Origin of the sequence: Streptomyces albireticuli, assembly GCF_002192455.1 — a bacterium.
In the GTDB taxonomy this organism is placed as follows: Bacteria; Actinomycetota; Actinomycetes; order Streptomycetales; family Streptomycetaceae; genus Streptomyces; species Streptomyces albireticuli_B.
This window is the reverse complement of record NZ_CP021744.1, coordinates 4,682,535-4,697,407: the sequence shown is the minus strand read 5'-3', so window position 1 is coordinate 4,697,407 and position 14,873 is coordinate 4,682,535. Positions and strand designations below refer to the sequence as shown.

The window sequence follows — 14,873 nt, the reverse complement described above, 5'->3', positions numbered from 1 at the left end:
CCCCTCGCCCCGCGCTCGGCGGCGCGGGAACCCCACTCAGGACTGACATGTTCCGTACCGCCTTGCGCAATGTGCTCGCGCACAAGGCCAGGCTGCTGATGACCGTCCTCGCCGTCATGCTCGGCGTGGCCTTCGTCTCCGGCACCCTGGTCTTCACCAACACCATCTCGGACGCCTACCAGAAGAGCTCCCAGAAGGGCTTCACCGGCGTCGACGTCGCCGTGCAGCCGCACAAGCAGGACAGCGACAAGAGCAACCCGGGCGCGGCCCCGCGGCTCTCCCAGAGCCTGCTCGACCAGGTGGCCAAGGTCCCGGGCGCCGCCTCCGCCACCGGCTCGGTCAACGGCTTCGCCGCCGTCGCCGACAAGAAGGGCAAGCTCGCCGGCGAGGGCTTCAACTCCTCCGGTGCCAACTACTACCCCGGCGCCGACGGCAAGGACCCCCGCTACCCGCTCAAGAGCGGCCGCGCGCCCCACGGCGCGGGCGAGGTCGCGCTGGACGAGAAGACCGCCGACCGCGCCGGGTACAAGGTCGGCGACACCGTCCGGATCTCCGTCGACGGCCCCGTCCTCCCGCAGAAGCTCACCGGCGTCTTCACCACCGACGACGGCAACGTCTCCGCCGGCGGCAGCCTCGCCCTCTTCGACACCGCCACGGCGCAGAAGCTCTACGGCAAGCCCGGCGAGTTCGACCAGATCGACGTCAAGGCCGCGGCCGGCACCTCGCAGGCCGCCCTGAAGTCCGCGGTCGAGAAGGTCCTGCCCAAGGACACCGAGGCCACGACCGGCAAGCAGCTCGCCGACGACGAAGCCAAGATCATCGCCCAGGGCATGGACGGCATGCGGACCAGCCTGCTGGTCTTCGCCGGCATCTCGCTGTTCGTCGGCGTCTTCATCATCGCCAACACCTTCACCATGCTGGTCGCCCAGCGCACCAAGGAGCTCGCGCTGATGCGCGCGGTCGGCGCCAGCCGCCGCCAGGTCACCCGCTCGGTGCTCATCGAGGCCTTCGTCGTGGGCTCCGTCGCCGGCGTCGCGGGCCTGCTCGCGGGCATCGGCATCGGCGCCGGGCTGCGCGGCCTGATCGGCGGCACCGGGGCCACCGTCCCCGACGGCCCGCTCGTCGTCTCCCCCGGCACCGTCGTCACCTCGCTGGTCGTCGGCGTCGTCGTCACCATGCTCGCCGCCTGGCTGCCCGGCCGCCGCGCCGCGAAGATCCCGCCGGTGGCCGCGATGAACAGCGTGCACGCCGTCGCCACCACCAAGTCCCTGGTGGTCCGCAACTCCATCGGCGGCGTCCTGACCGCTCTCGGCGCCGCGGTCGTCCTGACCGCCTCCAGCTCCACCATGATGGGCCTCGGCGCGGCCCTGGTCCTGATCGGCGTGTTCGTGCTGACGCCGCTGATCTCCCGCCCGGTGATCGCCGCCGCGGCGCCCGTCCTGCGCCTGTTCGGCATGCCCGGCAAGCTGGCCCGGCAGAACGCGGTCCGCAACCCGCGCCGCACCGCCGCCACCGCCTCCGCGCTGATGATCGGCCTCACCCTGATCACCGGCCTCACCGTGATCGCCGGCAGTGTGCAGCAGGCCATCGACAAGATGGCCACTGGCTCCCTGAAGGCCGACTACGTCGTCTCCATGGCCAGCATGACCCCGCTCTCCACCGACGTGGCGAAGAAGCTCTCCGCCCACCCGGACGTCACCGCCGCCAGCCCGCTGCGCGGCTCCCCGTCCCGGATCGACGGCGACCACGAGCAGCTCACCGGCGTCAACGGCCGGACCATCGGCAAGCTGACGAACCTCGACTTCACCGCGGGCTCCTTCGGCGGGCTCACCGGCGACAAGGTCGTCGTCGACGACGCCACCGCCCGCACCAAGCACTGGAAGCTCGGCTCGTCCTTCCCCGTCACCTTCGAGGACGGCAAGCAGGGCCGGCTGACGGTCTCCGGCGTCTACAAGGGCAACGACCTGATGCGCGGCATCATGGTCGACCTCAAGACCCTGACCCCGCATCAGAGCCAGGTCGACGACCGGCAGGTGATGGTCAAGACCAAGGGCGGCGTGAGCGACAGCACCGAGGACTCCCTGCGCAAGGCCCTCGGCGACAACCCCGCCATCCAGATCCAGACCAAGCAGGACATCTCCGACGGCATCTCCAAGGCCATCAGCCTGCTCCTGAACATGCTCTACGGCCTGCTGGCCATGGCCGTGATCGTCGCCGTCCTCGGTGTCATCAACACCCTGGCGATGTCGGTCTTCGAGCGCCAGCAGGAGATCGGCATGCTGCGCGCCATCGGCCTGGACCGCAAGGGCATCAAGCGGATGGTGCGCCTGGAGTCGCTGATCATCTCGCTCTTCGGCGGTGTGATGGGCGTGGGCCTGGGCGTCTTCTTCGGCTGGGCCGCCGGCGACCTCATCAGGAAGGGCATCAGCACCTACGAGCTGGTGCTCCCCTGGGGCCGGATGGGCGTCTTCCTGCTGCTGGCCGCCCTGGTCGGCGTGCTGGCCGCACTGTGGCCGGCCCGCCGGGCGGCGAAGCTCAACATGCTCGCCGCGATCAAGGCCGAGTAGCGGTCACTCCCCCTTCGGTACGGGTCCGGCCCCGCAGCGCGTGCTGCGGGGCCGGACCCGTTTTCCGTACGGGAAGGGGGCGCGGGCGTCAGCGCCAGTCGCGCGGGCGCAGCGGCACCCCGGCCTCCCCGACACCGGGGTACGGACCGCGAGGACCTGGTTGACGCCGATCCGGTTGCGCTCGAAGGACAGCGCGGACGCGGCCATGTAGAGCCGCCAGACCCGGGCGCGGCCGGGCGAGGTGAGCTCGACGGCCTCGTCCCAGTGGGTCTCCAGGTTGGCCACCCAGCGGCGCAGGGTCAGCGCGTAGTGCTCGCGCAGCGCCTCCACGTCCCGGACCTCGAAGCCCGCCTCCTCCAACTGGGCGACGGTCCGGCCGACCGGGGCCAGTTCGCCGTCCGGGAAGACATAGCGGTCGATGAACTCGTCGACCTCGTAGGCCGCCTCGTCGCGCAGCGGGCGGCGGGCGATCTGGTGGTTGAGCAGCCGGCCGCCCGGCTTCAGCAGGGCGTGCAGGTCGGCGGCGTACTCGGCGTAGAGCGCGGAGCCCACGTGCTCGGCCATCCCGATCGAGGAGACGGCGTCGAAGGGCCCGTCGGCGATCTCGCGGTAGTCCTGGACCCGGATCTCGATACGGTCCGTCAGACCGGCCTCGGCGACGCGCTTCCGGGCGTAGGCGGCCTGTTCCTCGGAGAGGGTGATGCCGACGGCGCTGACGCCGTACTCGCGGGCCGCGTGGAGCACCATCGAGCCCCAGCCGCAGCCGACGTCCAGCAGCCGCTGGCCCGGTTCCAGGGCCAGCTTGCGGCAGACGAGGTCGAGCTTGGCGCGCTGGGCGTCCTCCAGGCTGCTCACCCCGTCCTCCCCGGTCCCCCAGTACGCGCAGGAGTAGACCATCGAGGGGCCGAGGACGCGCTCGTAGAAGGGGTTGCCGACGTCGTAGTGGTGGCTGATGGAGGCCTTGTCGCGGCGCAGGGTGTGCAGCCGTCCGCCGGTCCTGCGGGCCTCTTCGCGCGGGGGCCGGGGGCGGAGTCCGGGCCCGGCGAGCTTGACCAGCTCGCGGGCGGCGCCGCGCAGCCGCGGGTCGCGCGCGGCGGTCAGCAGGGCCGCGAGGCCCGTGGGTCCCGCGGCGTCCTCGCCGCGCTCCCAGAGGGAGCCCGCGAGCAGGTCCAGCGCCTCGTAGAGATCGCCCTCGACGTCGAGGTCACCCGCCACCCAGGCGCGGGCCAGGCCGAGTTCGCCCGGCTTCCACAGCAGCCGGCGCAGGGCCCGGCGGCGGCGGACGACCAGGACGGGTGTGCCCGGCGGGCCGTACTCGCTGCGGTCCCAGGCGCGGAGCCGGATCGGGAGCGGGGCTCCCAGCACCTGTTCCGCGAGCGCGGTGAGCCGTCGGGCGGCGTCGGCCATGTCGCACACCTCCATGATGCAAGGTCAGGAGAAACGTTCAACTGACACCTAAACACCCGGAGTGGGTCCGGTAGTCCCGTTCCGTCAGACTAGATCAACTCTGCGCTTCCGAACACGCCGAAAGGCGCCCACCCCACGGATTGGTGGACGCCTTTCGGCTACGACGACCGCGGTAGCGCGAGCTCCGCGGATCGGACCAGCGGACTCAGGAAGCCTTGGCCTTCTGCGAGGGCGCCGAGGCGTCCTGCGGCTTGGGGGCCGGCTTGGCCGCCTCGTAGAACTCGTCGCGCGGGTTCTCCATGGCGCCGAGCGAGACGACCTCGCGCTTGAGGAACATGCCGAGGGTCCAGTCCGCGAAGACGCGGATCTTGCGGTTCCAGGTCGGCATGGCCAGACCGTGGTAGCCACGGTGCATGTACCAGGCGAGACGGCCCTTGAGCTTGATCTTCATCTTGCCCATGACGATCATCGCGACGCCCTTGTGGAGGCCGAGGCCCGCCACCGCACCCTTGTTGGCGTGCTCGTACGTCTTCTGCGGGAAGCCGCGCATGCCCGAGATGACGTTGTCGCCGAGGACCTTGGCCTGCCGCAGCGCGTGCTGGGCGTTCGGCGGGCACCAGGCGTTGGGGTTGCCGGCCTTGCGGCCGATCATGTCCGGGACCTGGGCGTTGTCGCCCGCGGCCCAGATGTAGTCGGTGCCCTGGACCTGGAGGGTCTCGGAGGTGTCGACGTGGCCGCGCGGACCCAGCGGCAGGCCGAAGCGGGACAGCGCCGGGTTGGGCTTGACGCCCGCGGTCCACACGATCGTGTTGGAGTCGACCTCAAGGCCGTTCTTCAGCACGACGTGGCCGTCGATGCAGGAGTCCATCGAGGTGGAGAGGTGGATCTCGACCCCACGGCTCTCCAGGTGCTCCTTGCCGTACGCGCCGAGCTTCGGCCCGACCTCGGGAAGGATCTTGTCCGCGGCGTCGACCAGGACGAAGCGCATGTCCTCGCGCTTGACGTTCGGGTAGTACTTCGCGGCGTCGCGGGCCATGTCCTCGACCTCGCCGACCGTCTCGGCGCCGGCGAAGCCGCCACCGATGAAGACGAAGGTGAGCGCCTTGCGGCGGATCTCCTCGTCGGTCGTGGAGTCGGCCTTGTCGAGCTGCTCCAGGACGTGGTTGCGCAGGCCGATGGCCTCCTCGATGCCCTTCATGCCGATGCCGTTCTCGGCCAGGCCGGGGATCGGGAAGGTGCGGGAGACCGCGCCGAGCGCGATGACCAGGTAGTCGAAGGGCAGCTCGTAGGCCTCGCCGACGAGCGGCGCGACCGTGGCGACCTTGCGGTCCTGATCGATGGTGGTGACGCGGCCGGTGAGGACCTCCGCCTTGGGGAGCACGCGTCGCAGCGGCACCACGACGTGGCGGGGGGAGATGCTGCCGGCAGCTGCTTCGGGCAGGAAGGGCTGGTAGGTCATGTACGAGCGCGGGTCGACGACTGTGACGGTCGCCTCCGCGTACCGCATCTTCTTCAGGATGCGGCGCGCCGCGTACAGGCCGACGTACCCGCCGCCTACTACGAGGATCCGTGGACGCTCCGTGGTGCTCATGTTTCGAGTATCCAGCACTCCCGACAGGGGTGCTCGTGAGCCCCTTCACAAGGTGTGGGGACCTGTCTGCTACACTCCGCCGCCTCCGTGACCCATGTCATGGTGCCGAAAGGGAACCACTCCGTCCGGGCGTGCGTTGTGCACCCCCACTGAACTGGACTTGTGGCGTGTGAGGCGACTGGACCACTGCTCCGTGGCCGCCTGCATAAACGTTCCTTTAACCCACCAGAAACCGGACCCATTCCGGCCGTGACGACCCCCGGGACGGACAAAGGGGACCCAAAGGTCCCCTGCCGTGGCCCGTCGGCCATTTTTTCATGTGAAGGATTTCACGAACCTTTTTCCGCGGCGCCCGTCAGGCGACGCTCCAGGCGATCCCGTCGAGGATGTCGTGCTCGCTCACGACGACCTCCTGGGCGCCTATGCGCTCCATGATCGAGCGCAGCACGAGCGCCCCGGCGGCGATCACGTCGACCCGGCCCGGGTGCATCACGGGGATCGCCGCACGCTGTTCGTGCGTCGACGTCAGCAGCTCGTCGGTGATCTCTTGCACCCGTTCCAGCGAGATACGGGAGTGGTGGATCACCGACCAGTCGTACTCCTGGAGGCCGAGGGCGATCGCCGCGACCGTGGTGACCGAGCCGGCCAGCCCCACGAGCGTCTTCGCCTCGCCCAGCGGAACGGTCTCCTCCGCGAGGTCCAGGGCGGCCTCGATGTCCGCCTTCATCGCGGCGATCCGGTCGGCCGCCGGCGGGTCGGACACCTCGCCGTCCCGCACCAGATGACGCTCCGTCATCCGGACGCAGCCCACGTCCACGCTGCGCGCGGCCCGCACCCGGTCCTCGCCCACGACGAACTCCGTGGAGCCGCCGCCGATGTCGACCACCAGATACGGCTTCGCCAGGTCGTCGCGGCCGGTCAGCTCCTTGGTCGCGCCGGTGAAGGAGAACTCCGCCTCCTGGTCACCGCTGATCACCTCGGGCTCCACGCCCAGGATCTCCACGACCCCGCGCACGAAGTCCGCGCGGTTCTCCGCGTCGCGCGAGGCGGAGGTCGCCACGAAGCGGGTGCGCTCGGCCTTCAGCTCGCGGATGACCCCGGCGTACTCCCGGCAGGCGGCGAAGGTCCGCTCCAGGGCCTCGTCGGCCAGCCGGCCGGTGCGGTCCACGCCCTGGCCGAGCCGGACGATCGTCATCCGGCGGTCCAGCTCGGTGAGCTCCCCGGTGGCCGGATCCAGGTCGGCGACCAGCAGGCGGATGGAGTTCGTGCCGCAGTCCACCGCGGCGACGCGGGTCACTTCTCGTCACCTCCGCAGGGGCTCACGCACGGGCCCTTCGCCCACCACTCGGGGAGCATCGCGAGGGCCTCGTCGCCCAGCGGGTTCACGCCCGGGCCCGCGGCCAGCGAGTGGCCGACGAGGACGTGCAGGCACTTCACGCGGTCCGGCATGCCGCCCGCGCTCGGGAAGCCCTCCAGCACCTCGATCGCGTCGCGGCGCGTGATGTAGTCGTCGTGCGCCGCCTGGTAGGCGGCGGCCAGCTCCGGGTCGGTCTTCAGGCGCGCCGTCATCTCCTTCATGACGCCGTCCGCCTCCAGCGTGCCGATCGCGGAGGCCGCGCGCGGGCAGGTGAGGTAGTACAGCGTCGGGAACGGCGTGCCGTCCTCCAGCCGCGGCTGGGTCTCGACGACGTCGGGGTTGCCGCAGGGGCAGCGGTGGGCGATCGTGCGCAGCCCGCGCGGCGGGCGGCCCAGCTGCTCCTTGAACGCGGCGATGTCCGCGTCGGTGGGCTCGGTGGGCTCGGTCTTCGGAGGAGGGGTGTCCATGTGCTCGCTCGTGCTCGCTCGTACTCGGTCTCGGATCGGGGTCGGGGGTGCGGCTCAGGGTGTGTCGGCGTCGGCGGTGTCCACGCCGTCCCAGAGGTTGCTGTACCAGGGGCGGTCCGCGGCCCCCTGGTCCTCGGGCCGCTTGGCGTCGCCGCTGCCGTCGACCACGCTGTAGCCGGTCTCGCCCTCGCGTACGTAGTGCAGGTGTTCGCGCGCCTGCTGCTCGACGTAGGCCGGGTCCTCCAGGCGCGCCTTGTGGTCCAGCAGCTCCTGGACCTGCTCGCGCGCCCGCTCGGACTGGCGCCGCTGGTCGGCGATGTCCGAGCGCTGGGTGACCCACTGGCGCATGGGGTAGGCGAGGGCGACGACCAGGGAGCAGACGACGAGCGCGAGGAGCGCCGCGCGGCCGGTCAGCCGGCTGCGGCGGGGCGGCTTGGCGCGGTAGACCCGGGCCGAGGGCCCGTTGACGAGCACCGTGCCGAGCGCCTTGAGCTTGGTCGCGGTGGAGAACCGGTCAGCCACCACATCGCCTCCCCGTTACGAACGTACGTCCCCGGCCACGGTACGGGACCGTGGCCGGGGACGTAGTGAGGCTGTCGACTCTCCCGGGGGAGTTTTCTCAGCCCTTGCCGTTCGTTCAGTTCGCGGAGCGGAACCGCGGGAAGGCGCTGCGGCCCGCGTACACCGCGGCGTCGTCGAGGATCTCCTCGATGCGCAGCAGCTGGTTGTACTTGGCGACACGCTCGGAGCGGGCCGGGGCACCGGTCTTGATCTGGCCGCAGTTGGTGGCGACGGCCAGGTCGGCGATGGTGACGTCCTCGGTCTCGCCGGAGCGGTGCGACATCATGCACTTGAAGCCGTTGCGCTGGGCCAGCTCGACGGCGTCCAGGGTCTCGGTCAGCGAGCCGATCTGGTTGACCTTGACCAGCAGGGCGTTGGCGGCGCCCTCCTCGATGCCGCGGCCGAGGCGCTCGGGGTTGGTGACGAACAGGTCGTCACCGACGATCTGCACCTTGTCGCCGAGGCGCTCGGTGAGGGTCTTCCAGCCGTCCCAGTCGTCCTCGAACAGCGGGTCCTCGATGGAGACCAGCGGATACGCGGCGACGAGCTCCGCGTAGTAGTCGGTCATCTCGGCGGCCGAGCGGGACTTGCCCTCGAACTCGTACGCGCCGTCCTTGTAGAACTCGGAGGCGGCGACGTCGAGCGCGAGCGCCACGTCCTGGCCGGGGGTGTAACCGGCCTCCTTGATGGCCTCGAGGATGAGGTCGAGGGCCTCGCGGTTGGAGCCCAGGTTCGGGGCGAAGCCGCCCTCGTCGCCAAGGCCGGTGGACAGGCCCTTGCGCTTCAGGACGGCCTTGAGGGTGTGGTAGACCTCGGTGCCCCAGCGCAGCGCCTCGGAGAAGGACTCGGCGCCGATCGGCGCGATCATGAACTCCTGGATGTCGACGTTGGAGTCGGCGTGCGACCCACCGTTGAGGATGTTCATCATCGGAACGGGCAGCAGGTGCGCGTTCGGGCCGCCGAGGTAGCGGAAGAGCGGCAGGTCGGAGGCCTCGGACGCGGCGTGCGCGACGGCAAGGGAGACGCCGAGGATGGCGTTGGCGCCGAGCGAGCCCTTGTTGTCGGTGGCGTCCAGGTCGAACATGGCCTGGTCGATCAGGCGCTGCTCGGTGGCGTCGTAGCCGACGAGCTCCGGGCCGATCTGCTCGATGACGGCCAGGACGGCCTTCTCGACGCCCTTGCCGAGGTAACGGTTCTTGTCACCGTCACGGAGCTCGATGGCCTCGAAGGCACCGGTCGAGGCACCGGACGGCACGGCGGCACGGCCCGTGGAGCCGTCGTCGAGGCCGACCTCGACCTCGACCGTGGGGTTGCCTCGCGAGTCGAGGATCTCGCGAGCTACGACGACGTCGATGGACGGCACGAGGGTCTCCTTCGTGTGTGTCTGGAGTTCTGCACCCCGAGCCTAACGGGCCCCGGAGGCTCCCCCTGCCGTTGGACCGGTTTCCCGGGCCGGGAAGCCGGAAAAAACAACACAAACGCCGAGATCAGGGGACGAATGTCAAGGGTGTTCGCTCAGCGGTGAAGGGAGCGGGGAACCGCCCGTGGCCGGGCGGCGGTGCGCCGGGAAACGGCGGAAGCCCCGCTCCGGCGCGCGCCCGGGGGCGCGGCGGAGCGGGGCGACCGCTGCGATCGGTGTCCGGCCGGCGACGGGTGAGCGTCCGGCCGGGCGGCGGCGGGGCGTGGCGCCCGCCGGGTCAGCGCAGGTGCAGCTGCTGACCGACGAAGATCAGGTCGGCGTCCTCGACGACGTCCTTGTTCAGCTCGTGGAGCTTCTGCCAGCCGCCCTTGACCTTCTCGGTCTCGGCGATCTTGGCGAGGGTGTCGCCTTCCTTGACCTGGTACTCGCCGTCACCCTTCTTGAAGGACCCCGAGGCGGAGTGCTTCGGGGCGGCCGGCTTCGGCGCGGGGGCCTCGTCCTGGTCGTCGGCCTGCGGGGCGACGTACTTCGGGGCGCTCTGCTTCGGCGCGGTCCGCTTGGGCGCGGCCTGGCGCTCGCTGCGGTCGGCGTGCGACTTGGTGGAGGTGCCGCGCGAGGACTTGGCGGTGCTGCCGGAGTCGGACGTGTCGACGTCGGCCTTGGCGCCACCCGGGGTCAGGCCGGGCACGGCGCAGCCCCAGGCACCCGGGCCCTGCATGGCGAGCAGCTTCTCGGCGACGGCGATCTGCTGGCTCTTGGTGGCCTGGTGCGGGTACGCGGCGTACTGGCCGCCGCCCGCGGCGTCCCAGGAGGACTTCGAGAACTGGAGGCCACCGTAGTAGCCGTTGCCGGTGTTGATGGACCAGTTGCCACTGGACTCGCACTGGGCGACCTTGTCCCAGGTGGAGACGGAGGCGGCGTTCGCGGAGGTGGCGATCATCAGCGGGGCGGCGACGGCCGCGCCGGTGACACCGGCGAGCGTGACGATGCGGACGGCCTTGGACGGACGACGGTGCTTGCCCTTGGACATGAGTCGTTTCCTCACCGACGCCTACGAGGTGAGCTGTCGGGTTCGGGCTAGTGAGTTCGCCCGGCCGGTCGTGCGAGCACTCCCGGCTTCACCCCAAGCCGTTCCGGCCTCCCCCGGTCACCGACCGACGGAATCCGTTCCGGCGCCTACCTTGGTTCCCCCGCTCCTGCCTACGGCGCTTAACGCGACGACTCCGCCGGCCGCCGGCAGGATTCGGCGTGGCGACCGTGGTGCTCGCGGTGGCGAGCGGTCACGACGGTAAACACAGTCGGCCGGAGGGTTCAAACCCCTCTTTCCAGCCACAGTTGCCTCTGGTTACCCATGGGAACCCGACATTTCCGCAGGTGAGGGCGGGTGCGGAAAGTCCGGGAGGATGCCGTTCCGCCGAAAAGCAACGAGACCCATGTCTCACTTTCGACTGGAACGGACATTCCCCCCGAACTGCCGCGCTATTTGCCCATCTCAAGCCTCTGACCAGGAAGGATCAGATCCGGATCCTTGCCGACCACCTTCTCGTTGCGCTCGTAGAGCGAGTGCCAGCCACCCGTAACGGAGTGCTTCTCCGCTATCGCTGACAGATTGTCACCGGGACGCACGGTGTAGTCGCCGGCCGCCGGCACACCCGGGCGCGCCTCGTCGCCGCCCCGGGACGGGCGCTGCTCGTCGTCCGAACGCGGCGGATCCGCGCGGTGCTTGCCCGTGCCCTCCCCGGCGGGGGCGCCGGGCGTACGGGAGTCCGCGGGGCCGGGCGTCGTGCCGGGGGTGCCCGTGGGCGGGTTGACGGGGGCCGTGGGGATCGCGGTGGGGTCGTCGGTGGGCGCGCCGCCGGGTCCGGCGTCCGGCCGTCCGCTCGCGGGGGCCGAGGGCGAGCCGGAGGGGGTCCGCGACGGGGATCCGTCGCCCTTGCCCGGCTCCCCGGAGCCGGAAGGCGTTCCGCTCGGGGCGGGTGCCGACGGGGACGGCGAGGAGGACGGCGTGGAAGGCTTCGACGGCTCGGAGGGCTTCGGCGACTCGGAGGGCTTCGTCGGCTCGGACGGCTTCGTCGGCTCGGACGGCTTCGACGACGCGGGCGACTCGGAGCGGTCCGTCGACGGGGACGGCGAGTGCTCCGGCGCGCGCGGGGCGGGAGACTCCGGCCGCGAGGGGTCCTTCGTGCTCCCGGGGTTCACGTCCGGCGCCCGGCCGCCCTTGCCGAGACCGGCCGCCGCGCCGCAGTTCTGCCAGGCGCTCGGGCCGCTGCCGTTGAGGATCTTCTCCGCGACGGCTATCTGCTGGGACCGGCTCGCGAGGTCGGGGCGCGGGGCGTACACCCGGCCGCCGTTCTGCTCCCAGAGCTCCTGGGTGAGCTGAAGTCCGCCGTACGAGCCGTTGCCGGAGTTGGCGCTCCACATGCCTCCGCTCTCGCACTGCGCGACGCGGTCCCAGGTCGGGGCGTCGGCCGCGTGGGCGCCGGTGGCGGCGAGCAGCGGCATGGCGATCGCCGATCCCGTCACCCCCGCGGCGACCACGATGGCGGGTGCCTGGCGGGGTCTGCGATGTCGACCGTTCCCGGAGCGCATGCGGTGGCCTCTCGTGTGGCGGCGGATATGGTCGTCGAAGATAGCGACGGCCCCCGGGAGTCACAAGCCGGTGTAGCGCAGGTCACGCGCAGATCACGTGCGGGGCACGTGGTATGACATGGGGTCATTTTTCGTGCGCCGTGAACTCCACCGGAAGCGTGCGCAGTCCGCGCATGATGAGCCCGCCGCGCCACCGCAGTTCCTCCGGATCGGCGGCCAGCCGCAGGTCCGGCAGACGGCGCAGCAGTGTGGCGAGGGCCGCCTGGCCCTCCAGCCGGGCGAGCGGCGCGCCCAGGCAGTAGTGGATGCCGTGGCCGTAGCCGAGGTGCTGGTTGTCGCGGCGGGCGAGGTCGAGGGTGTCCGGGTCGGCGAACCGCTCGGGGTCACGGTCGGCGGCGGCGAGGACGACGAGCACGGGGTCGCCCTCGGCGACGCGCTGCCCGCCGATCGTCAGGTCCTGGGTGGCGAACCGCCAGGTGGCGAGCTCCACCGGCCCGTCGTAGCGCAGCAGCTCCTCGACACCGGTCGCGAGCAGGCTCTCGTCGCCCTCGGCGAGGGCCCGCTGGAGCCGCGCGCGCTGCTCCGGATGGCGCAGCAGAGCGTAGGTTCCGTTACCGATCAGGTTCACAGTTGTTTCGAAACCGGCGAAGAGGAGGATGAAGGCCATCGCCGCGGCCTCGTTCTCCGTCAGGTGCTCACCGTGGTCGCTCGCCCGGATAAGGCCGGAGATGAGGTCTTCTCCCGGGTTCTCCCTCTTACGGTGGATCAGTTCCGCCAGATAGGTGCGCATCCGCTTGACCGCGCGGGCGACGCCGCCGCGCGGCCCGCCGCCGTGGCGGATCATCATGCCCGCCCAGTCGCGGAAGTCGTCCTGGTCCTCGCGCGGCACGCCGAGCAGGTCGCAGATCGCGTAGATGGGGAGGGGAAAGGCGAACTCGTGGATGAGGTCGGCCTCCCCTCTCTCCGCGAAGCCGTCGATGAGCTGGTCGGTCAGCTCCTGCACGCGGGGCGCGAACTCCGCGACCCGGCGCGGGGTGAAGGCCTTGGACACCAGCCGGCGCAGCCGGGTGTGGTCCGGCGGGTCGATGTTGAGCAGGTGCGTCATCAGATTGGCGCTGCGCTCGCCGGGGATGCCGACCTTGCCCTTGCCGTGGGCGGACTCGGAGTGGTGCACGGGGTTCTTCGAGAGCCGCTGGTCGGCGAGGGCCTGACGGGCGTCGGCGTACCGGGTGACCAGCCAGGCCTCGACACCGCTGGGCAGGGCGGTGCGGTGCACGGGGGCGTGCTCGCGCAGCCAGGCGTACGCGGGGTACGGGTCGGCGGCGAACTCCCAGGTGAAGAGGGGAGGCGCGGGAGCGGGGGCGGGCGAGGCGGTCTTGTCGTGCACGCTCCGACGCTACTAGGGCGGGGCGGGCGGGGCCGCCCCGCGCCCCTGGGACCCCGCCCGGGCCCCGGCGGAAAGGGGCGTACCGGGTGACGGGTCCCGGCAGGAAGGGGCGTTCCGGGTGACGGGTCCCGCGCGGCGGCACGCCGGCGGCGCACCCGGCGGCCTCAGTGGTGGCCGGGCCCGCCGCTGCCGAAGCCGCCGCTGCTGCCCGGGTTCCACTTCTTGCGCTCCTCCGACAGCTCCTCCGGGTGGCTGCCCGGGTTCTGCACCTCGTGCGGGAGCACCCGCTCCCCCTCCGCCTCCGGATGCAGCTCGTGCGACTCGCGGTGCTCGGTGACATAGCCGACCGTGCCCTCTTCGTCGTTGTGCCCGGGCCCGTGGTCGGGCGACGTCGGCCCGGTCTCGTGCTCCTGCCGCGTCTGCCAGGCGCCCATCCGGCGCTGCGGCGCGGAGGTCGGCGGGGGCTCCTGGTCCCGCTTCCGGAAGCCCTTGACGACGGCGACGATCAGCAGCGCGACCACGACGATGCCGACGATGAACTGGATGATGCCCCCCGCCCAGTGCGGGGCGGCGAGGACTGAGTACTCGATGCGCATGGGACTCGGGTACCCGGAGGCCGCCCGGACAAGTCGGTACCTAGGCCGAACGGGTGCCCGAGCGGGGGTGGGCCGACCCCGAAGTCATACTTACGTTCGACATTCGGGTCATTTGATGATCTTGCCGCCCAGGCCGCTCCGGCCGGCCGCGGATCCGTTTCACTAAGGAACAACCGTGCACGTTCACCCCCGCCGGTTCGCGGTCGCCACCCTGGCCGCCTCGACGCTGCTGCTGGCCACCGCCTGCGACGGCGGCTCCGGCAGCGGTTCCGGCTCCGGCTCCGGCTCCACGTCGAGCCCCGGGAACAAGGCGAAGCCGAGCAGCGCCCCGGCCCCTCTCACCCCCGCCCGCGCGAAGGACGCCCTCATCGGCGCCACGGACCTGCCGGCCGGCTGGAAGCTGGAGGAGAACGCCGTCATCGACAAGACCATGGGCGCCACCGACGAGATGCTGGAGAAGGCCCGCGCCCAGTGCGCGCCCCTGGTGACCGTCATCAATTCCGGCCGCCTGGAAGCGGACTACAAGGCCAACCTCCAGCAGGTCTTCGTCAAGCAGGGCGACGAGACCAACATCAGCCAGGACGTCAGCGGCTACACCCGCGAGCAGGCCGGGAAGGCCATGGCCGCGCTGCGCACGGCCGTCGGGAACTGTTCCTCCTTCAGCGCCACCATGAAGGGCAAGAAGGCCACGGTCACGGTGAAGGGGCTCGACGTGGCGAAGGCCGGCGACGACTCGCTCGGCTACACGGTCACCATCCTCGTCGGCGAGTACGCCATGGACTTCGACTTCGGCACGGTGCGCAGCCGCGGTGCCGTCACGACGGTCCGCAACAACTGGGGTGCCAACGGCGACCGCGGCAAGGAGGCCTTCACCAAGGGCCTCGCCAAGGCCGCCGAGAAGCTGACGGCGGCCGCGGCCGGGACCGCCTGA

11 protein-coding genes, 1 pseudogene and 1 riboswitch are annotated in these 14,873 nt (G+C 71.2%); of the genes and pseudogenes, 2 read left to right on the top strand and 10 right to left on the bottom strand.

Annotated elements, in window-relative coordinates:
* The first annotated feature begins 47 nt into the window (after positions 1-47).
* Positions 48-2,567 (top strand): ABC transporter permease, encoded by a 2,520-nt coding sequence (locus SMD11_RS20325; RefSeq protein WP_087927805.1) that lies wholly within the window; start codon positions 48-50, stop codon positions 2,565-2,567.
* An 88-nt stretch (positions 2,568-2,655) separates the two neighbouring features.
* Here the strand turns inward: SMD11_RS20325 and SMD11_RS20320 are convergent.
* The 10 genes and pseudogenes from SMD11_RS20320 to SMD11_RS20275 all read right to left on the bottom strand — a co-directional run bounded on the left by SMD11_RS20320 (position 2,656) and on the right by SMD11_RS20275 (position 13,942).
* Positions 2,656-3,974, bottom strand: a pseudogene (locus SMD11_RS20320) (class I SAM-dependent methyltransferase).
* A 205-nt stretch (positions 3,975-4,179) separates the two neighbouring features.
* Positions 4,180-5,565 (bottom strand): NAD(P)/FAD-dependent oxidoreductase, encoded by a 1,386-nt coding sequence (locus tag SMD11_RS20315; protein ID WP_087927804.1) that lies wholly within the window; start codon positions 5,563-5,565, stop codon positions 4,180-4,182.
* A gap of 355 nt (positions 5,566-5,920) precedes the next feature.
* Complete coding sequence (locus SMD11_RS20310) at positions 5,921-6,862, bottom strand: Ppx/GppA phosphatase family protein (protein WP_087927803.1); 942 nt, start codon at positions 6,860-6,862, stop codon at positions 5,921-5,923.
* Positions 6,859-7,389 (bottom strand): DUF501 domain-containing protein, encoded by a 531-nt coding sequence (locus SMD11_RS20305; RefSeq protein WP_087927802.1) that lies wholly within the window; start codon positions 7,387-7,389, stop codon positions 6,859-6,861. Before SMD11_RS20305 ends, SMD11_RS20310 begins: the two co-directional genes overlap by 4 nt.
* A 54-nt stretch (positions 7,390-7,443) precedes the next feature.
* On the bottom strand, positions 7,444-7,914 hold the full coding sequence (locus SMD11_RS20300) for an FtsB family cell division protein (protein ID WP_087927801.1): 471 nt from the start codon (positions 7,912-7,914) through the stop codon (positions 7,444-7,446).
* 112 nt (positions 7,915-8,026) lie between these two features.
* Positions 8,027-9,313, bottom strand: a complete 1,287-nt coding sequence (gene eno / locus SMD11_RS20295; RefSeq protein ID WP_087927800.1) for a phosphopyruvate hydratase — start codon at positions 9,311-9,313, stop codon at positions 8,027-8,029.
* A gap of 334 nt (positions 9,314-9,647) precedes the next feature.
* On the bottom strand, positions 9,648-10,400 hold the full coding sequence (locus SMD11_RS20290; protein ID WP_087927799.1) for a transglycosylase family protein: 753 nt from the start codon (positions 10,398-10,400) through the stop codon (positions 9,648-9,650).
* A 3-nt stretch (positions 10,401-10,403) separates the two neighbouring features.
* Positions 10,404-10,588: riboswitch (cyclic di-AMP (ydaO/yuaA leader) on the bottom strand.
* A 261-nt stretch (positions 10,589-10,849) separates the two neighbouring features.
* Positions 10,850-11,893, bottom strand: a complete 1,044-nt coding sequence (locus SMD11_RS20285) for a transglycosylase family protein (protein WP_324614758.1) — start codon at positions 11,891-11,893, stop codon at positions 10,850-10,852.
* 190 nt (positions 11,894-12,083) lie between these two features.
* On the bottom strand, positions 12,084-13,346 hold the full coding sequence (locus SMD11_RS20280; protein WP_087927797.1) for a cytochrome P450 family protein: 1,263 nt from the start codon (positions 13,344-13,346) through the stop codon (positions 12,084-12,086).
* A 164-nt stretch (positions 13,347-13,510) separates the two neighbouring features.
* Positions 13,511-13,942 carry a DUF6479 family protein gene (locus SMD11_RS20275; protein ID WP_087927796.1) on the bottom strand — a complete coding sequence of 144 codons (432 nt, stop codon included), beginning with the start codon at positions 13,940-13,942 and terminating at the stop codon, positions 13,511-13,513.
* Between the two features lie 175 nt (positions 13,943-14,117).
* Here SMD11_RS20275 and SMD11_RS20270 point away from each other — a divergent pair, with 175 nt between their 5' ends.
* Complete coding sequence (locus SMD11_RS20270) at positions 14,118-14,873, top strand: hypothetical protein (protein WP_087927795.1); 756 nt, start codon at positions 14,118-14,120, stop codon at positions 14,871-14,873.

Bases quoted from the DNA above. Each gene is read 5' to 3' on its own strand.
- SMD11_RS20315 (WP_087927804.1), bottom strand. From the start codon at position 5,565: ATGAGCACCACGGAGCGTCCACGGATCCTCGTAGTAGGCGGCGGGTAC.
- SMD11_RS20305 (WP_087927802.1), bottom strand. From the start codon at position 7,389: ATGGACACCCCTCCTCCGAAGACCGAGCCCACCGAGCCCACCGACGCG.
- SMD11_RS20290 (WP_087927799.1), bottom strand. From the start codon at position 10,400: ATGTCCAAGGGCAAGCACCGTCGTCCGTCCAAGGCCGTCCGCATCGTC.
- SMD11_RS20275 (WP_087927796.1), bottom strand. From the start codon at position 13,942: ATGCGCATCGAGTACTCAGTCCTCGCCGCCCCGCACTGGGCGGGGGGC.
- SMD11_RS20325 (WP_087927805.1), top strand. From the start codon at position 48: ATGTTCCGTACCGCCTTGCGCAATGTGCTCGCGCACAAGGCCAGGCTG.